This is a genomic window from Neobacillus rhizophilus (genome assembly GCF_018343535.1).
GTDB lineage: Bacteria > Bacillota > Bacilli > Bacillales > Cytobacillaceae > Neobacillus > Neobacillus rhizophilus.
On sequence record NZ_JAGYPF010000002.1, the window covers coordinates 1,092,962 to 1,110,488 of the forward strand.

Sequence of the window (17,527 nt, forward strand, 5' to 3'; positions counted from 1 at the left end):
TCGGTATAATGGATTCGAATCAAAAAGCGGAGGTCGATCAAAATGTTTGATGTAAAAAAAGAATTCGATTTATCAGCAAAGCATGAAAGCTTAGTTATTGGTCTGTTGGATAAACCGGAAAAGTTTTCCGGACTGCTGGCCAAATTGGATGAGGCTTTTGATGGGCAGTTGACAGAACTCGTCAAAGCTGGGGATATCTCGGCAAAGCTAAATAAAATTAACAAAGTACATAGTTTTGGCAAAATCGGTTCTAAGCGGCTTTGGATTGTCGGACTGGGCAAAGAAAAGGAACTATCCTTTGATAAATTGAGGAAGGCTTTTGGACGGCTATTCAAAGAGTTAAAGGAAGGCAAGCAGACGGAAGCGTCCGTATATTTGGATTCTTTCATAAGCGAAAAGGTGGATGGGCAGGATGCTGCTCATGCGCTAAGTGAGGCATATACTCTAGCCACTTATCAGTTCGATGGCTATAAGCAAAAATCAAATGAACCTGAGAAGAAGCTTGACCATCTAACGATTTATTGTAATACCGCCGATGAGGAGGAAATCCACGCCTCGCTAACGGTAGGATATGCCTTTGGCAAGGGAACCAATTCAGCCCGTACGCTCGTTAACACTCCAGGTAATATGCTGACTGCTACTAATATGGCTGACTATGCGGCTGAACTCGCTAAAAAGTACGATTTTGAGGCAGAAATCCTCGATAAAGCTGAGATTGAAAAATTGGGTATGGGGGCTTTCCTCGCTGTCAATAAAGGGTCTGTAGAGCCACCGAAAATGATTGTTTTAAAATATCAAGGTAAAGAAGAATGGAAGGATGTCATCGGCCTTGTCGGAAAAGGGATCACCTTTGATACCGGAGGCTACTCCATTAAAACGAAAGCAGGTATCGTTGGAATGAAATCTGACATGGGCGGTGCTGCCGCTGTCCTCGGTGCCATGGAAATTATTGGCGGGCTTAGACCAGAGCAGAATGTAGTGGCTGTTATCCCATCAACGGACAATATGATTAGCGGAAATGCCTTTAAGCCTGACGATGTAATTACTTCTATGAGCGGGAAAACAATTGAGGTTTTAAATACAGATGCGGAAGGCCGGCTTGTCCTTGCTGACGCAGTAACCTATGCAAAGCATCATGGAGCCGAATACTTGGTCGATGTTGCTACCCTGACTGGAGGCGTTATTACTGCCCTTGGTTTAAACACCACAGGCGCTATGACAAATCACGAGACATTATATGAGCAGGTATTGGAAGCTGCCATGGAAGCAGGAGAGCAGATGTGGCAGCTGCCACTGTTTGAAAGTGAAAAGGAACGGGTCAGGAACAGTAAAGTGGCTGACCTTAACAACTCCCCAGGCAGCGAAGGTCATGCCGTTGTCGCCGGGGCATTTATCGGCGAATTTGCTGAAAATACACCTTGGGTTCATTTGGATATTGCAGGGACAGCGACGACATCAAAATCCCATGACCTTGGTCCTGCTGGTGCAACAGGCGTCATGACGAGAACGCTCGCCCTTTTTGTTGAACGGTTCGAACCTATTGAAAAATAGGAAAGGGGCTTGCCATAGACTAAGCCCGCCCACTCCAAACCAGTTATCCCTGCATATGAAATAGTATAGGCAAGTATAAAGGAAAAGGAGGAAAGGCCTTCATGTACCCATATTATCGAAGTCCATACCCGATCCAAGATCAAAGATTTATTGGAGGATGGGGATGGGGCTTGCCGTTGGCAATTGGCGGGCTTAGCTTTTTAGGCGGATTGATCGGTGGTGGATTAGGGGCTTCTTGGGCTGTTAGACCGCCGTTCTATGGCGGTTTTGGATACCCTGGCTTTGGCTATCCAGGCATCGGATACCCTGGTTTTGGAGCACCTTATTATTAATATTTGAAAAAGCAGCTCAGCTCGGGCTGTTTTTTCTTTTTAAAAAATATAAAGGAAATTGTTCAAAAAACGAGAATAGATTAAAGAGGACCAATTACATATCGGAGGGAACATACATGATAGAAAATACATTGCTTCAAGCACTAGGAATTGAAGTCACCCACCTTGAAAAGGGAAAGGTAATTGCCAGTATGCCGGTTGATGAACGCACTCGTCAGCCATTTGGAATTTTGCACGGCGGGGCATCGGTTGCCTTGGCGGAAACAGTGGCAAGTGTCGGTGCATATGAGTTAGTTGACCAGGAGACTGAGGTTGTCGCTGGTCTTGAAATTAATGCCAATCATGTACGTTCCAAACATGAGGGAGTGGTTACGGCTGTTGGAACTGTCCTTCACCAAGGGAGAACGACACAGGTTTGGGATATTAAACTAACTGATGAACAGGACCGCCTCATTTGCGTATCAAGATGCACGATGGCCGTCATTAAAAAGAAATAGTCATGAGTTGGGATGGGAGATATTTCCCGTCCTTTTTTACCATATTGTACAAAAATTTAAAAAATTTACTTCAAATTCATGCTATAATGTAAGAAATGAGCACAATTTTTTGTACAGGTATGATTATATAATGTAATAAGACGACTTTAATGGAAAGGCGGGTGAAAAGTGATGAAGGCAGCGCGGCAGCATTTGTTTATTGATTTTGAATTTACGATGCCTGAACGGAATGTTCGAGTGAGGGACTTTTTTGCGGAAATTATTGAGGTTGGAATTGTTGCGGTTGTGGATGATCATATTACCGAGCAGTTTTCCTCTTTTGTTACGCCGCTTAAATTTCCAAAATTAACCGAACGCTGCAAGTCCTTCTTACATATTACGCAGCAGCAAGTGGACACGGGGTTATCCTTTTTTGAGTTTATCCGAAAGCTCGAGGAATTTAATAAAAACAAATTGGATACCACCATTGTTACGTGGGGAAATATGGATATGAAGGTACTTCGCCAGAATTGTTTAGCGGCAGGAGTTGCGTTTCCATTCCATGCTGCAGAATTAGATTTATCGATGGAGTATAAACGATTCTTCGGTGACCAAAATCAAACCGGGCTTTGGAAAGCGGTCCAGGAATATGGGAAGGAAGGGACAGGCAGGCACCACCGGGCTCTAGATGATGCGTTGACTACCTATAATATATTCAAGTTGGTAGAAAAGGATAAACGTTATTTAGAGAAGCCACAACCAACGACCATTGGTGATCGTATTGATTTTTCAAAGTTCTTAAATGAATTCGCATAAAAGGCCAAATCACTTTAATGGATTTGGCCTTTACTATTACTTAAAATAATCCTTTTCAAGGGAATCCAACATGTTTAGGCTCATTTCGGCCCATTTGGTTTGCATCTCCTCCAGTTCGTGTCTCATTTTTCCATATGCTTCCTTCAGTGATGATAAATATTCAGGTACGTCTCCTTCGAATGGTTTGACCATTTGTTTCGGAATATTCGCCTGTTCCCGATGGGCCAGGGCCCGTCTTTCATGAAAAATCATAACATCAGCATCCTTAGGATTATGTAAATCCCCCTGCATCGGGTGTTTGGCAACCGCCAAAACCCTTACCAAATAGGCTTGGGGTCTTATATCCGTGATTTCCCCGATATATTTTCCAGTCTTATAAATCCCCGTTACAATCGTTCCTATTTCTAATTCTGACACAATAAAACACTCCTAACTCTAAAATTCATTCCTTTACTTCTTCCATTTTATTATGAAAAATAATAAATTAAAAACATGATGCAAAAAATTATCTCGTTTAAAGCGAGAGAATGGAGGGAAGCTAGTATGAGAAGGAATGTACATATCTTTATTTCTTTTTTAATCATGGTTGTTCTATTGGCAGCATGTGGGACAAGCAGTAAGACGGAAGAAAGTAAGTCGGACACTGCCGCGCCAAAAACTGTGCAGAAGAAAGGAGAGCAGCAAGTGGGAAATACAGTTTATCCACAGCTTACAACAGAGGTGGCTGAGAATGAACAGCTTGTGGAGATGGAAACTTCAATGGGGAATATCAAAATCAAATTATTTCCAGAGTACGCTCCAAAAGCAGTAGAAAATTTTGTGAAACATAGCGAGGATGGTTATTATGACGGCCTAATTTTTCACAGAGTCATTAAGGATTTCATGATCCAAGGCGGGGACCCGAACGGGAATGGTACAGGCGGCCAAAGTATTTGGGGCAAGCCGTTTGAAGATGAGTTCTCGAAAAACCTGTTTAATTTGCGCGGGGCGTTGTCAATGGCAAACGCAGGTGCCAATACGAACGGAAGTCAGTTCTTTATCGTTCAAAGCACCAAGCTTGACCCATCCATGAAGTCGCAATTGGAAAAGGCAGGATATCCAAAAGAAATTATCGAGGCATATGCTGAGAATGGCGGGACTCCATGGCTTGACTTCCGGCACACTGTTTTTGGCCAAGTAGTCGAGGGAATGGATATTGTTGACAAAATTACTGACATAAAGGTTGATGCAAAGGACAAGCCGGAAACAGATGTTGTGATTAAGCATATCAAGGTCCTAAAATAGGAGAATAAAAAATTGGTCTGAAACATCATTTATTGTATAATTAGGCTTTAGACACAGGTCTCTGTAGAAAGGGAGATTAATATGTTTCAGCCATTTATTCTATCCTTGTTTTTATACTTCCCGGAAGATAAATCAGAATATATCCCGGCTGTCATCAGCTTTGCGATTTTCTTTGTGGCAGCCATTCTTACGTTTCGCTTTATCATAAAAATTTCAAAGCGGGAAGCCCTGAAGGCAAAAGAATTAGAGAAACAGCTTGAACGAAATAATACTTCACAAAAGAACAGCTAAAAGGCTGTTCTTTTTCTTTTTGGCACAGCGGGAATAGGACAATATTCGATTGTTCATACTAATCGCAAATTGTCTATTGTGGGGGGATCTATAAATATGAAAAAACTTTGCCTGTTCATTCCGCTCCTGTTTCTGTCGGGATGTATGGAAAAGACGATTACAAAGGTGAATGTAGATATGCATAATGCTTCAGGAGATTCGCTGGGAACGCTTGAATTGGCTGAGCAGTCAAGCGGGGTGAAATTGACTGGAAGCCTAAAGGGCCTGACGCCGGGTGTACACGCCATTCATATCCATGAAAAAGGCACATGCAAAGCACCCGATTTTAAATCGGCAGGGAACCATTTTAATCCGGAAAGCAAAGAACATGGCCTCCTTCATCCAAAAGGTGCCCATGCCGGCGATTTGCCGAATTTAATTGTTGAGGATGACGGATCTGCGAAAGTCGACCTGATGGCCCCGAATGCAACGTTAAAGGATGGGAAGAAATCCTTGTTCACAAAGGAAGGTACTTCCATTGTTGTCACTGAGAAAAAAGATGATGGTATGACGCAGCCGGCAGGTAATTCAGGAAAAAGAGTGGCCTGCGGGGAGGTTTCCAATAATAAACAGAAACCGGGCCAAAAGAAAGCTCAGGATGAAAAACGATAACAATGGTTGTAATGTCCATTGCTCCTAAAACTAAAAGATGCAAATCGGGGCTGTCATCATCCAATGAAGAAAGCCCTTTTTTCAAAGAATAGGTATCTATCTACGCTTATCCCACTAGTTGTACATACACTACCATGAAATAGTTTAGGAGGGATAAAGGATGAGCAAAAGACAAATGGGCGGATTTCCAGGGCAGTTTGGACAAATGGGGTCCCCGCAAATGACAGGATTTCCACAAATGGGCGGTGTTCCACAGCAAGGATTCCCACAAATGGGCGGCTATCCACAAATGGGCGGTTTTCCACAGCAATACCCGCATATGATGGGCGGTTACCATGGCTATCCACAAATGGGCGGTTACCACGGCTATCCACAAATGGGCGGTTTTCCACAGCAAGGATTCCCGCAAATGGGCGGTTTTCCACAGCAAGGATTCCCGCAAATGGGCGGTTTTCCACAGATGACCACTCCTACTGGCCCAAGAACAGAAAAAAAATAATCCCTCAATGAAATTAATACGACTTTAATCAATTTTACCTGTTCCTTTCGCGGGAGCAGGTTTTTCTCTGGCTAATAGGAAAGTATAAATTCAACTACGCCTCATGAACCGTCCTATCGGACTCGCCAATCGGCGAGTTTTCATTTAACTTGATTAATTGATTATTTTTTTCCACAATGGGTATAGTGAAATACTTCGGAGGCGAGCATTTATGATGGAAAATAAATTGTACTATACTGACTCGTACATAAAATCCTTTACAGCGGAAGTTGTAAAGCAGGATCAGGATTCTTCAGGCAATTGGTTCGTGGTGTTATCGCAGACTTCCTTTTACCCGACCGGCGGCGGGCAGCCATTTGATACAGGCTTGATAGAAGGAGTCAAAGTGGTTAATGTGGAGGAAGTCGATGGTGAAATTCGCCATTACCTTGAGATCCCATTACCCTCGGAGAAAAAAGAGGTATGCGGGAAACTTGATTGGGAGCGGCGGTTTGACCATATGCAGCAGCATGCCGGCCAACATATATTGTCCGCGGCGTTTGAGCATTTATTTGAGTATAAAACTGTTGGTTTTCACCTAGGTAATGAAACCGTCACGATTGACTTGGATACTGAACAATTAACCGAAATAGAAGCAGAAAAAGCCGAGGAACTGGCCAATCAAATTATTTTAGAAAATAGACCGATTGAAACAAAATGGGTGACCGAGAAGGAATTATCTCAATATCCTTTACGAAAAGAGACTAAGGTTAAGGAAAATATCCGCCTCGTCATCATTCCGGATTTTGATTATAACGGCTGCGGCGGGACGCATCCGAAAGGAACAGGTGAGATAAGGGCAATTAGGATTTTAGATTGGGAAAGACAGAAGAAAAAGGTCCGCCTTCAATTTGTCTGTGGTGAACGTGTCCTGAATCAGTTTTCTCAGAAACAAAAGGTGCTGCTTGGCTTAACAAAACTTCTTAATACACCAGAACTAGAGATAGAACAAGCAGCCATTCGGCTTATCGAAGGTAGGAAGGTACTGGAGAAGGAACTGGAGCAGCAGCAAGAGCTCCTACTAAAATATGAAGTGAAAGAGCTTCTGGGCAAGTCCTCATCCGCTGGTGTTATTGGTAAAGTATTTCAAAACCGTTCGATTCAGGAACTGCAAAAGCTGGCAAGGCTTGTGACTGGCGAAAATGCTGCAACGGTGGTTGTGCTGGCAGCAGAAAATGAAGACCGGCTCCAGTTAGTATGTGCTAGGGGTGCGTCCCGAACCGAAAAGATGAATAAGTTGATTCAAAGTGGACTGGAACTCATTAACGGCAAAGGCGGGGGCAATGACTCCTTTGCCCAAGGCGGCGGTACCCCGCACGTTTCAAGCGAAGTGCTTTTGCAGCATATACTAGATTCACTAAAAGTGGCATCAACATAAACGTAAAAAAAATTGGATGAACATCCCTTCCCAGTGAATACTAAAATTGAATTTTCTAAATTAGTGTATTAGAGTTGTTTGAAATATTTTTTCGTTTATAATAAAAAATGGTGAAATATTTTTTAAACATCTTGAAGGGATGATTTAGATTGGCTAAACAACAAGTGGGCGTTGTAGGAGTCGGAGTGATGGGGAGAAGTTTGGCATTGAATTTTGAAAGCAAAGGTTTCTCCGTGTCCGTCTACGACCTATCTGCCGAGAAGGTAAACGAAATATTAGAGCAGCATAAAGATAAAAACATTACTGGGACCACAAACATTGTGGAATTTATCCAATCGCTGGAAACACCCCGGAAGATTTTGTTGATGGTGAATGCCGGTGTGATTACGGATAAGGCAATTGAATCACTCGTTCCACATTTGGAGCAAGGAGATATCCTTATTGATGGTGGGAACAGCTACTATCAGGATACGATTCGCAGGAATGCGGCGCTTGCGGACAAAGGGATTCTTTTCATTGGTGCCGGAGTTTCAGGAGGAGAAGAAGGGGCATTAACGGGTCCTTCCATCATGCCGAGCGGCCAAAAAGAAGCATACGAGCACGTCGGGCCGCTGCTTACAGCAATTTCTGCACAGGTAGATGGTGAGCCATGCTGTACATACATAGGACCAGATGGAGCGGGACACTTTGTCAAAATGGTACACAATGGCATCGAGTATGGGGATATCCAGCTTATTTGTGAAACTTACCATCTTATGAAATCAATGCTGGGCTTATCCGCAAAAGAACTTCATGAAGTTTTTCACGAATGGAACCAAGGTGAGCTAGACAGCTACCTGATTGAAATTACTGCGGATATTTTTACAAAAATCGACACTGATACCGGCAAGCCTTTAGTTGACGTCATTCTTGATACGGCCGGACAAAAGGGAACGGGAAAATGGACCAGTCAAAGTGCGCTTGAATTAGGTGTGCCATTATCAACGATTACCGAATCTGTCTTTGCACGGTTTATCTCAGCTATGAAGGATGAACGTTTGAAAGCAAGCAAAATTTTAAGTGGGCCGCGCGACAATAAGTTTATTGGAAACAAGCAGGATTTTATTGAGCATATCAGAAAAACTTTATATTTTAGTAAAATCATTTCCTATGCACAAGGATTCAGTCAATATCAATCAGCCTCCAAGGAGTATAAATGGGACCTGAAGCCAGGTGAAATTGCAAAAATTTTCCGGGGAGGCTGCATTATTCGAGCGGCATTTCTGCAAAATATCATGGATGCTTATGACCGCGATCCGCATTTGGAAAATTTATTGTTGGATTCTTATTTTCAGTCGATTACCGCTGATTATCAAGAGTCTGCTAGGGAAGTGGTGGCAACTGCCGTAAAAATAGGAATTCCAGTTCCAGGCTTGTCAAGTGCCGTTGCCTACTATGATAGCTACCGTTCAGCAGTATTGCCTGCCAACCTGCTGCAGGCGCAAAGGGATTATTTTGGAGCCCACACCTATCAGCGAGTCGATAAGGAAGGGACCTTCCATACCGAATGGCTGGAAATCTAGAAAAACTCACAGTATCTCTGTGAGTTTTCTAGTATACTTAAATGAGAAAAGTTGGAAGAATGGAGGAGTATTGATGGGATTTTTGGATGGCTTAATGGGTAATGCTTCGGAAGTAAATGTTGCGGAAATTCAAAGGGAATTTGCAAAGGTGCTGGCGCCGAATGAACAAATTGAGAAAGCGTATAAGCTGATTCGCGATTTGTTCCTCTTTACAAACAAGCGCTTGATTTTAGTGGACAAGCAAGGTTTAACAGGAAAGAAAGTCGAGTATCATTCGATTCCTTATAAGAGTATTACTCATTTTAGCATTGAAACGGCCGGGAATTTCGATTTGGATGCAGAACTAAAAATTTGGGTTTCCGGCAGTGCCCTGCCACTGCAAAAACAATTTAACAAAAATTTAAATATCTATGAACTGCAAAGCGTACTGGCTGAATATGTATTAAAATAAAAAAATCCTGCCCCCTGCTGATTTACGTGTGGGGTCAGGATTTCTTTTATTCAAATGCTTTTTTCAGCCGCTTCAATCCTTCGATTAAATCATCCATGGGGCAGGCGATGTTCATGCGGACGAAGCCTTCGCCGCCTGGCCCGTATTTTGGGCCGGGCTCGAGCGCCAGTTTTCCTTTTTGGAGGAGGCGCTGCCGAAGTTCCTTATCGCTAAGTCCAAGCTTTCGGCAATCCAGCCAAAGCAGATAGGTTCCTTCCGAGTCGATGCAAGTAATTTCAGGCAGATGCTCCTTAAGATAGGAAATTGCGAAATCTTTATTTTTCTGAAGATAATCAAGCAAATCCTCGAGCCAAGCCTCGCCCTCACGATAGGCAGCCTCCATCCCGGTGATGCCAAAAGTATTCAGTGAAAAGGACCCCTGTCGCCTCATCGTTTCCTGGAATTGAGTACGCAAGGTTTCATTTTTGATTACGACAGCGGAAGCGTGCAGACCAGCAAGATTGAAAGTTTTGCTGGGGGCAATAAAAGTAATCACCTTTTCAGCTATTTCCTCATTTAGTGACGCAATCGGAATATGCTTATGCTTTTTATAGACGAGATCGGAATGTATTTCATCAGAAAGAATCAGGCAGTTATACTTTAAACAGAGTTCAGCAATTTTCTCCAGCTCTTCCTTGATCCAAACTCTTCCTCCAGGGTTATGCGGACTGCACAGCAAAAAGAGCTTGCAGCCTTGCTTTAAAGCATTTTCAAAGGCGGTAAAGTCAATCCTGTACTTATCTTCGTCAAGAATAAGCGGAGCATTGATAATCTTTCGATTGTTTTTTTCTATCATATCGAAAAAAGGTGTATACACTGGTGATTGGAGCAGTACATGATCGCCCTCTTCGGTAAACGTTTGGATAGCCGTGCTGATTGCCTGTACCACGCCGCCGCAATACAGAAGCCAATTCGGCTCAATACTCCACTGATGTCTTTTCAAAAGCCATTCTGCTATCGCTTGAGATGTGGAGGGAGGTACAAATGTATAGCCGAAAATACCGTGCTCTACCCGCTCCTTTATTGCCGTGATGACAGCCTGTGGCGGCTTGAAATCCATATCTGCAACCCACATCGGCCACAGGTCCTCTTCTCCAAAAAGATGCTTTGTTGCCTCCCATTTAACTGAGGAGGTATTCCTCCGGTCAATTCTTTCATTAAATATTGACATCTTTGTCCCACCACCCGAAATATTTTTATAGTGCCTATCTCTTATGATAAAATATTTTAAGCAAAATGGAAAATTAATAGGAGATTTTTACGATGAGAAAAGAGATTCAAACAAATTTGAAAATCGTTGATTTATTGAATGAATGGAACCCATTTCAGTTGACAAACGCTAGTTATGAAACAGAGATCGCGGATGTGATTCAGGCTGTCCATGAATTAGATGATCCTGCCAAGCTGGCAAGGAGAATCCAAAGCATATATGAATTTTCTTTTGAGAGAATCATTCCGTTGGAGAACTGCTTGAAAATGGCGGAAGAACTTTTAACCATTAAATCCAATGATTCATGTTCGATCTAACAAAAAAAGCGGACCAACTGTTAGGCGGTCCGCTCAAAAAGGGGGGAATACTAGAAAGCTTATGTTATCATAATTTCCACATTTTCCCCAATATATACTTCAAAAAATAAAAAAAGCGGAAATTTCCGCTTTTTTTCGTCATTCATTAACAGATGGTTCTTTATGGTTTTTTAAAAGCTCTGCAGCCGGAATATCGAGAACAGTAGATAGTTTTAAAATCGTTTGAGAGCTTGGAATTTGTTCCCCTGACTCATAATTCTCAATCGTTTGAATCCCTACTCTAACCTTTTGTGCCAGTTCCTCCTGGGTCATGTGGCGTCTTTCACGGGCCTTTTTAATAATATGACCGATTGAATTCATACTGTTCACCCCTATTTTTGGATAGTTTGCTGTCTATTATTATATCATGGTAACTATTCTTTTTTTTAATCTCATTGCAAAATGATGTTACGATATTCTGACAATTTGAAAATATTGAAGAATTTGTTTATTTTTTGGAAATTAGTTTTTGATTATGACTAGCTGATGTGGTATAATTTTATAATGCGTATAAAAGGGATATATAATTTATTTACTTAGGAGTGTTTTCATGTCAGGAAAAATTGAAACCGGTAGTATTATAACAGGTAAAGTAACAGGTATTCAACCATATGGGGCATTTGTTGCTTTGGACGGAAATACACAGGGTCTTGTTCATATTTCTGAAATCACGCACGGATATGTGAAGGATATAAACGACCATTTAAAAGTAGGCGACGAAATAAAGGTTAAAGTTTTGTCGGTAGATGAAGGGGCTGGAAAAATTGGCCTGTCCATCAAAGCTACAGAAGAAGCACCTATTCAACAAGCGGCACGCCCTAAAAAGCCGCGTAAGCGCCAGGCTGCTGCTGCCATTATCCAAGAAGGCGATGGACAGCAAGGATTCAACACATTAAAAGAAAAGCTCCAGGAATGGATTGACCAATCTCAACGAGAAGAAATTAAAAAATAGTATTTTTAAAGCCTAGACTCAGCATATAACGGGTCTAGGCTTTATTTTTTCTGTTAACCGTCGCTATTGAGTCAGTTAAAGAAGATTATAAAAATTTTTGTGAACAAATTCATTCTTTTATCGTGCTGGGCTACAATAAAGATGTATGTAACTAAAATTGCCTGAAAACGGAGGATTAATAAATGCCTGCAAATATAAATTCGCAAGAAATTATTAAAAAAACCGAGAAGTATGGCGCACATAATTATCATCCCCTGCCGATCGTGATTCATAAGGCTGAAGGAGTTTGGGTGGAAGACCCGGAAGGCAATAAATTTATGGATATGCTTAGCGCTTATTCAGCGGTCAATCAAGGCCACCGCCACCCCAAAATTATTCAAGCGTTAAAGGAACAGGCGGATAGGGTAACGCTGACTTCCCGTGCTTTCCATAACGATCAGCTTGGACCTTGGTACGAAAAAATTTGTAAAATGACAAACAAAGAAATGGCTCTCCCAATGAATACTGGTGCTGAAGCAGTGGAAACCGCTGTAAAAGCAGCAAGGCGCTGGGGCTATGATGTCAAAAAGATTCCTGATACTCAAGCTGAAATCATCGGCTGCGTTGGAAACTTCCATGGCAGAACGATGCTGGCAGTTTCTTTGTCTTCTGACGACGAATACAAACGTGGTTTTGGCCCAATGCTTCCGGGGATTAAACTAGTTCCATACGGCGATATTGAGGCTTTAAAGTCGGCGATTACACCTAACACTGCTGCTTTCTTAATTGAACCAATTCAAGGTGAAGCGGGTATTATTATTCCTCCTGAAGGATATATCAAGGCAGCATATGACCTTTGTAAGGAAAATAATGTTCTGTTCATTGCCGACGAAATTCAAGCAGGTCTGGCACGGACAGGAAAAATGTTTGCCTGTGAATGGGAAGGCATTGAACCGGATATGTATATACTCGGAAAAGCACTTGGCGGAGGTGTATTCCCAATCTCCTGTGTTGTAGCCAATAACGAGATTTTAGGAGTCTTCAATCCGGGCTCACACGGATCGACTTTTGGCGGGAATCCGATGGCATGCGCAGTATCAATCGCAGCACTCGACGTTCTTCAAGAAGAGAAACTAGCGGAAAAGTCATTGGAGCTAGGAGAATATTTCGTTAAGAAACTAAGGGAAATCCAGAATCCAAAAATTAAGGAAATTCGCGGGCGCGGCCTGTTTATTGGTATGGAACTCTCTGAACCTGCTAGAAAATATTGTGAGCAATTAAAAGACGAGGGTCTATTGTGTAAAGAAACCCATGACAACGTCATTCGCTTTGCTCCACCACTGGTCATTACAAAAGAAGAACTCGACTGGGCAATTGAACGAATTCAAAAAATATTAGGATAACGACATCATGCATGAAAGCAGTGGGGCTTTACCCCCCGCTGATCATATGGGGACTTTTTGATATAGTAGGGGTGCAGTTATGGGGAATACGGTTGGAGATGGAAAAGAAAAAGAAACATTAAGCCTGCTTACATCTACACAAATGGTCTTTCGAGAAGTATTAGATAAACTAGGGTTTAAATCGGAGATGTTTGATTTGCTGTCTGAGCCAATGAAGTCGCTCATTGTAAGAATTCCAGTGAGGATGGATGATGGATCGACAAAAATTTTCACAGGCTACCGAGCCCAGCATAATGATGCCCTTGGGCCAACAATTGGGGGAATTCGGTTTCATCCCCGCGTTTGTGAAGATGATATAAAGTCATTGGCAATTTGGATGAGTCTAAAATGCGGGATTGCAGGTCTCCCCTTCGGAGGAGGAAAAGGGGGAGTCCTTTGTAACCCAAGAACCATGTCAATGGGAGAACTTGAACGGTTAAGCCGGGGTTATGTGCGCGCAATCAGCCAAATTGTCGGGCCGACCAAAGATATTCCGGCCCCGGATATTTACACGAATGCCCAAATTATGGCATGGATGCTTGATGAATACAGCAAGCTTAAACAGTATGGTTCATCTGCATTCATTACTGGGAAGCCGCTCGTGCTCGGGGGTTCAGAAGGCCGTGATATAGCCGGAGCATTGGGGGCAGCGATCTGCATTGAAGAAGCAGCCGAAAAGCAGGGGATAAGACTTAAGGGAGCCCGGGTCATCATTCAAGGGTTCGGCAATGCCGGCGGTTTTATTGCCAAGTTTCTGCATGAAGCAGGAGCAGATATAATCGGCATTTCGGATGTATATGGTGCCCTATATGAACCGGACGGCTTAAATATAGAGTACCTTCTTAAACGACGTGACAGCTTTGGCACGATATCAACTCTTTTTGACGGTGTCATCACAAATGAAGAACTACTAGAGCAGGACTGTGATATATTGATTCCTGCTGCTGTCTCCAATCAAATTACGGCCCAAAATGCACATGCCATAAAAGCAAGGATTGTGGCTGAAGTGGCAAACGGCCCAACGACCATTAAGGCAACCAGAATCCTTACTGAGCGCGGCATTTTTCTGGTGCCCGATGTTTTAACTGGGGCCGGGGGTGTAATTGTATCTTATTTTGAATGGGTTCAAAATAAACAAGGATACTATTGGGGCAGAGAAGAAATCTTAGATAAACTGCGAGAAAAGATTGTCCAATCGTTTAACACGGTCTATGACTTGTCGCAAAGCCGAAATATTAATATGCGTTTGGCTGCCTGTATGACGGGGATCCAAAAAATGGCCGAGGCATCTCTTTATAGAGGATGGGTTTAATGAAGAAAGGAATGCCCGCCTGCTGGCGGGTATTTCGTTTGTCTCCAGGGATATGCTGGGCGCCAATTTTGCAAAAAAACTTAATATCCATAATAATAAAAATGGAAGGGAGTGTTCAAAAAAATGGATAATTTTATTTTTCAAAATCCAACCAAATTAATTTTTGGGAAAGATCAGCTTCAACAGCTAAAAGTAGAAGTTCCGCGCTATGGGAAAAAGGTCCTGCTTGTTTATGGGGGCGGAAGCATCAAGCGTACTGGTCTATATGACAAGGTCGTGACAATTCTAAATGAGATTGGGGCAGAGGTATTTGAACTTCCTGGAGTAGAACCCAACCCACGTATAACAACGGCCCGAAAAGGGGTAGAAATCTGCAAAACAGAAGGAATAGACTTCATTTTGGCAGTAGGCGGCGGAAGTGTAATTGATTGCAGCAAATTAATTGCTGCCGGAGCGAAATATGACGGCGATGCCTGGGATATAGTCATTAAAAAAGCATTTGCTAAGGAAGCGCTTCCGTTCGGCACCGTGCTGACACTGGCTGCAACCGGTTCGGAAATGAATGCGGGTTCCGTCATTACAAATTGGGAAACAAATGAAAAATACGGCTGGGGAAGTGCGGTAACATTTCCGAAATTCTCTATTCTTGATCCAGTTCATACTTATTCCGTTCCAAAAAATCAAACCATTTACGGAATTGTTGACATGATGTCCCACGTTCTTGAACATTATTTCCATCTTACTGAGGAAACGGATTTTCAGGACCGCATGTGCGAATCTCTGTTGATTACAGTTATGGAAACAGCACCAAAATTGCTGGAAGACCTCGAGAATTATGATCACCGGGCAACCATTCTTTATTGCGGCACCATGGCCTTAAACGGTATTTTAAATATGGGCTACCGCGGCGATTGGGCAACCCATAATTTAGAGCACGCAGTGTCGGCAGTTTATGACATTCCGCATGGCGGCGGCCTTGCGATTCTTTTCCCGCATTGGATGGAGCACAATCTCAAAGTCAAGCCTGAGCGTTTCAAGCAGCTTGCCGAACGAGTTCTTGGCGTTAATTCTGAAGGGAAAAGCGCTGAGGAAGCAGGCCTTGAAGGTATTCGTAAGCTGCGGGAGTACTGGAATAGCATCGGTGCCCCTGCTCGTTTAGCTGATTATGACATCGATGAAAGCAAGCTTGACTTGATGGCAGACCGTGCCATGGCCAACGGGGAATTTGGCAACTTTACAAAATTGAATAGAGAAGATTGCTTGGCGATTTATCGTGCAGCATTATAAGAAGAGTGGCTCGGGCTTACTGCCCGGGCCTTTTTCTGCGGGCAAAACGCAAAAATAAAAGCAAAAGACGAAAAATGTCCAATTTTGTAAAAAAATCATCAAAATTGGGTACGCTTACAACAGGGGGCTTTCCTTGCTAATCCACCCCTTATTCGATAAAGTGATTTATGAAATATAAAATAATGGAGGATCATGCATGACACATGTTCGTTTTGATTACTCAAAAGCTCTCTCCTTCTTTGGAGAACATGAACTTACATACTTAAGGGATGCCGTTAAAGTGGCCCACCATTCCCTTCATGAAAAAACCGGAGCTGGCAGTGACTTTTTAGGGTGGATTGACCTACCAACTAACTATGACAAAGAGGAATTTGCACGGATCCAAAAAGCAGCTAAAAAAATCAAGACAGATTCCGATGTTCTCCTTGTTATCGGGATTGGCGGCTCTTATTTAGGAGCAAGAGCTGCAGTTGAAATGCTTCAGCACAGCTTTTACAATGCCCTGCCAAAAGATAAGCGGAAGACCCCGCAAATTATTTTTACCGGCAATAATATCAGCTCTTCTTATATGCGGGATATTATGGACCTTCTTGAAAATAAGGATTTCTCGATTAACGTGATCTCCAAATCCGGAACAACCACAGAGCCGGCGATTGCTTTCCGTATTTTCCGTAAACTACTCGAAGAAAAATACGGTGTGGATGAAGCACGCAAACGAATTTATGCGACAACCGATAAAGCGAGAGGAGCTTTGAAAACACTTTCGAACGAAGAAGGCTATGAAACCTTTGTCATTCCTGATGATGTCGGTGGCCGCTATTCAGTGTTAACAGCTGTGGGCTTGCTGCCAATCGCTGCGAGCGGAGCGGATATTGTGAAAATGATGGATGGCGCTGCCAAAGCTGAGGAGGACTATAGCCATTCAGAGCTTGAGGACAACCAGGCTTATCAATATGCAGCCGTCAGAAACATTCTTTATAATAAAGGTAAGTCCATTGAAATGCTGATAAATTATGAGCCAGGGCTGCAATATTTCTCAGAATGGTGGAAGCAGTTGTTCGGAGAAAGTGAAGGAAAAGACCAAAAGGGCATCTATCCATCATCGGCTAATTTTTCAACGGATCTTCATTCCCTTGGTCAATATGTGCAGGAAGGGCGCCGTGACCTATTTGAAACCATCATCAAGGTAGAAAATCCTCGTCATGAGCTGACTATTGAGAAATTTGATAACGACCTTGATGGACTTAATTATTTAGCAGGTCAAACTGTTGATTTCGTTAATAACAAGGCATTTGAAGGAACCATGCTTGCCCATACCGATGGAGGCGTTCCAAATTTAATTGTGTCGATTCCGGCAATGGATGAGTATACATTTGGCTATCTTGTCTATTTCTTTGAAAAGGCATGTGCCATGAGCGGTTACCTGCTTGGCGTCAACCCATTTGATCAGCCTGGTGTGGAAGCCTATAAAGTGAATATGTTTGCTCTTTTAGGCAAGCCTGGATTTGAAAAGAAAAAGGCAGAGTTGGAAAAACGTTTAAAATAATAATTAAAGTATAGAGTGCTGATAAAAATCGGCACTCTTTTTTATGAATTTATTAGCAAAGGGAATACTAACCT

The 17,527-nt window shown here is 42.6% G+C and carries 20 protein-coding genes; 17 read left to right on the forward strand and 3 right to left on the reverse strand.

Annotation, left to right across the window (positions count from 1 at the left end):
* Positions 1–42 precede the first annotated feature (42 nt).
* The 4 genes from KHA99_RS13055 (at position 43) to kapD (ending at position 3,175) form a co-directional block, all read left to right on the forward strand.
* Positions 43–1,551, forward strand: coding sequence for a leucyl aminopeptidase (locus tag KHA99_RS13055; protein WP_213117867.1), 1,509 nt, complete (start codon positions 43–45; stop codon positions 1,549–1,551).
* Between the two features lie 101 nt (positions 1,552–1,652).
* The gene (locus KHA99_RS13060) at positions 1,653–1,883 is read left to right on the forward strand and encodes a hypothetical protein (RefSeq protein WP_213117868.1); all 231 of its coding nucleotides are present in this window, start codon (positions 1,653–1,655) and stop codon (positions 1,881–1,883) included.
* 116 nt (positions 1,884–1,999) lie between these two features.
* Entirely contained in the window at positions 2,000–2,380 is a 381-nt protein-coding gene (locus tag KHA99_RS13065; protein WP_213117869.1) for a hotdog fold thioesterase, read from the forward strand.
* 171 nt (positions 2,381–2,551) lie between these two features.
* Positions 2,552–3,175, forward strand: coding sequence for a 3'-5' exonuclease KapD (gene kapD / locus KHA99_RS13070; RefSeq protein WP_213118006.1), 624 nt, complete (start codon positions 2,552–2,554; stop codon positions 3,173–3,175).
* Positions 3,176–3,211: 36 nt separating this feature from the next.
* On the opposite strand, the gene kapB is transcribed toward kapD, so the two are convergent.
* On the reverse strand, positions 3,212–3,592 hold the full coding sequence (kapB, locus tag KHA99_RS13075; protein ID WP_213117870.1) for a kinase-associated lipoprotein KapB: 381 nt from the start codon (positions 3,590–3,592) through the stop codon (positions 3,212–3,214).
* A 126-nt stretch (positions 3,593–3,718) separates the two neighbouring features.
* On the opposite strand from kapB, the gene KHA99_RS13080 reads away from it, so the two are divergent.
* The 7 genes from KHA99_RS13080 to KHA99_RS13110 all read left to right on the forward strand — a co-directional run bounded on the left by KHA99_RS13080 (position 3,719) and on the right by KHA99_RS13110 (position 9,330).
* Positions 3,719–4,459: a peptidylprolyl isomerase gene (locus tag KHA99_RS13080; protein ID WP_213117871.1), complete on the forward strand. Its 741-nt coding sequence runs from the start codon at positions 3,719–3,721 to the stop codon at positions 4,457–4,459.
* 81 nt (positions 4,460–4,540) lie between these two features.
* Positions 4,541–4,750 (forward strand): hypothetical protein, encoded by a 210-nt coding sequence (locus KHA99_RS13085; protein ID WP_213117872.1) that lies wholly within the window; start codon positions 4,541–4,543, stop codon positions 4,748–4,750.
* Positions 4,751–4,846: 96 nt separating this feature from the next.
* On the forward strand, positions 4,847–5,401 hold the full coding sequence (locus tag KHA99_RS13090; RefSeq protein WP_213117873.1) for a superoxide dismutase family protein: 555 nt from the start codon (positions 4,847–4,849) through the stop codon (positions 5,399–5,401).
* 160 nt (positions 5,402–5,561) lie between these two features.
* Positions 5,562–5,900 carry a hypothetical protein gene (locus KHA99_RS13095; RefSeq protein WP_213117874.1) on the forward strand — a complete coding sequence of 113 codons (339 nt, stop codon included), beginning with the start codon at positions 5,562–5,564 and terminating at the stop codon, positions 5,898–5,900.
* 214 nt (positions 5,901–6,114) lie between these two features.
* Complete coding sequence (locus KHA99_RS13100) at positions 6,115–7,317, forward strand: alanyl-tRNA editing protein (protein WP_372447600.1); 1,203 nt, start codon at positions 6,115–6,117, stop codon at positions 7,315–7,317.
* A gap of 149 nt (positions 7,318–7,466) precedes the next feature.
* Entirely contained in the window at positions 7,467–8,879 is a 1,413-nt protein-coding gene (gnd, locus tag KHA99_RS13105; protein WP_213117876.1) for an NADP-dependent phosphogluconate dehydrogenase, read from the forward strand.
* A gap of 73 nt (positions 8,880–8,952) precedes the next feature.
* Entirely contained in the window at positions 8,953–9,330 is a 378-nt protein-coding gene (locus KHA99_RS13110; protein ID WP_213117877.1) for a PH domain-containing protein, read from the forward strand.
* 46 nt (positions 9,331–9,376) lie between these two features.
* Here KHA99_RS13110 and KHA99_RS13115 read toward each other — a convergent pair whose 3' ends face one another.
* Positions 9,377–10,540, reverse strand: coding sequence for a MalY/PatB family protein (locus KHA99_RS13115; protein WP_213117878.1), 1,164 nt, complete (start codon positions 10,538–10,540; stop codon positions 9,377–9,379).
* Positions 10,541–10,632: 92 nt separating this feature from the next.
* On the opposite strand from KHA99_RS13115, the gene KHA99_RS13120 reads away from it, so the two are divergent.
* A complete protein-coding gene (locus tag KHA99_RS13120) occupies positions 10,633–10,896 on the forward strand; it encodes a DUF1871 family protein (RefSeq protein ID WP_213117879.1) in 264 nt (87 codons plus the stop codon).
* Positions 10,897–11,034: 138 nt separating this feature from the next.
* Here the strand turns inward: KHA99_RS13120 and KHA99_RS13125 are convergent, their stop codons facing one another.
* The gene (locus KHA99_RS13125; RefSeq protein ID WP_213117880.1) at positions 11,035–11,256 is read right to left on the reverse strand and encodes a helix-turn-helix domain-containing protein; all 222 of its coding nucleotides are present in this window, start codon (positions 11,254–11,256) and stop codon (positions 11,035–11,037) included.
* 229 nt (positions 11,257–11,485) lie between these two features.
* On the opposite strand from KHA99_RS13125, the gene yugI reads away from it, so the two are divergent.
* The 5 genes from yugI (at position 11,486) to KHA99_RS13150 (ending at position 17,453) form a co-directional block, all read left to right on the forward strand.
* Positions 11,486–11,887, forward strand: a complete 402-nt coding sequence (gene yugI / locus KHA99_RS13130) for a S1 domain-containing post-transcriptional regulator GSP13 (protein ID WP_213117881.1) — start codon at positions 11,486–11,488, stop codon at positions 11,885–11,887.
* A gap of 182 nt (positions 11,888–12,069) precedes the next feature.
* Positions 12,070–13,269: an ornithine--oxo-acid transaminase gene (locus tag KHA99_RS13135; protein WP_213117882.1), complete on the forward strand. Its 1,200-nt coding sequence runs from the start codon at positions 12,070–12,072 to the stop codon at positions 13,267–13,269.
* Between the two features lie 79 nt (positions 13,270–13,348).
* The gene (locus KHA99_RS13140) at positions 13,349–14,620 is read left to right on the forward strand and encodes a Glu/Leu/Phe/Val family dehydrogenase (protein ID WP_213117883.1); all 1,272 of its coding nucleotides are present in this window, start codon (positions 13,349–13,351) and stop codon (positions 14,618–14,620) included.
* 123 nt (positions 14,621–14,743) lie between these two features.
* Positions 14,744–15,907 (forward strand): iron-containing alcohol dehydrogenase, encoded by a 1,164-nt coding sequence (locus tag KHA99_RS13145; protein WP_213117884.1) that lies wholly within the window; start codon positions 14,744–14,746, stop codon positions 15,905–15,907.
* Positions 15,908–16,103: 196 nt separating this feature from the next.
* A complete protein-coding gene (locus tag KHA99_RS13150; RefSeq protein WP_213117885.1) occupies positions 16,104–17,453 on the forward strand; it encodes a glucose-6-phosphate isomerase in 1,350 nt (449 codons plus the stop codon).
* Positions 17,454–17,527: the final 74 nt, after the last annotated feature.

Bases quoted from the DNA above. Each gene is read 5' to 3' on its own strand.
- KHA99_RS13055 (WP_213117867.1), top strand. From the start codon at position 43: ATGTTTGATGTAAAAAAAGAATTCGATTTATCAGCAAAGCATGAAAGC.
- KHA99_RS13060 (WP_213117868.1), top strand. From the start codon at position 1,653: ATGTACCCATATTATCGAAGTCCATACCCGATCCAAGATCAAAGATTT.
- KHA99_RS13065 (WP_213117869.1), top strand. From the start codon at position 2,000: ATGATAGAAAATACATTGCTTCAAGCACTAGGAATTGAAGTCACCCAC.
- kapD (WP_213118006.1), top strand. From the start codon at position 2,552: ATGAAGGCAGCGCGGCAGCATTTGTTTATTGATTTTGAATTTACGATG.
- KHA99_RS13080 (WP_213117871.1), top strand. From the start codon at position 3,719: ATGAGAAGGAATGTACATATCTTTATTTCTTTTTTAATCATGGTTGTT.
- KHA99_RS13085 (WP_213117872.1), top strand. From the start codon at position 4,541: ATGTTTCAGCCATTTATTCTATCCTTGTTTTTATACTTCCCGGAAGAT.
- KHA99_RS13090 (WP_213117873.1), top strand. From the start codon at position 4,847: ATGAAAAAACTTTGCCTGTTCATTCCGCTCCTGTTTCTGTCGGGATGT.
- KHA99_RS13095 (WP_213117874.1), top strand. From the start codon at position 5,562: ATGAGCAAAAGACAAATGGGCGGATTTCCAGGGCAGTTTGGACAAATG.
- KHA99_RS13100 (WP_372447600.1), top strand. From the start codon at position 6,115: ATGGAAAATAAATTGTACTATACTGACTCGTACATAAAATCCTTTACA.
- KHA99_RS13110 (WP_213117877.1), top strand. From the start codon at position 8,953: ATGGGATTTTTGGATGGCTTAATGGGTAATGCTTCGGAAGTAAATGTT.
- KHA99_RS13115 (WP_213117878.1), bottom strand. From the start codon at position 10,540: ATGTCAATATTTAATGAAAGAATTGACCGGAGGAATACCTCCTCAGTT.
- KHA99_RS13120 (WP_213117879.1), top strand. From the start codon at position 10,633: ATGAGAAAAGAGATTCAAACAAATTTGAAAATCGTTGATTTATTGAAT.
- KHA99_RS13125 (WP_213117880.1), bottom strand. From the start codon at position 11,256: ATGAATTCAATCGGTCATATTATTAAAAAGGCCCGTGAAAGACGCCAC.
- yugI (WP_213117881.1), top strand. From the start codon at position 11,486: ATGTCAGGAAAAATTGAAACCGGTAGTATTATAACAGGTAAAGTAACA.
- KHA99_RS13135 (WP_213117882.1), top strand. From the start codon at position 12,070: ATGCCTGCAAATATAAATTCGCAAGAAATTATTAAAAAAACCGAGAAG.
- KHA99_RS13140 (WP_213117883.1), top strand. From the start codon at position 13,349: ATGGGGAATACGGTTGGAGATGGAAAAGAAAAAGAAACATTAAGCCTG.
- KHA99_RS13145 (WP_213117884.1), top strand. From the start codon at position 14,744: ATGGATAATTTTATTTTTCAAAATCCAACCAAATTAATTTTTGGGAAA.
- KHA99_RS13150 (WP_213117885.1), top strand. From the start codon at position 16,104: ATGACACATGTTCGTTTTGATTACTCAAAAGCTCTCTCCTTCTTTGGA.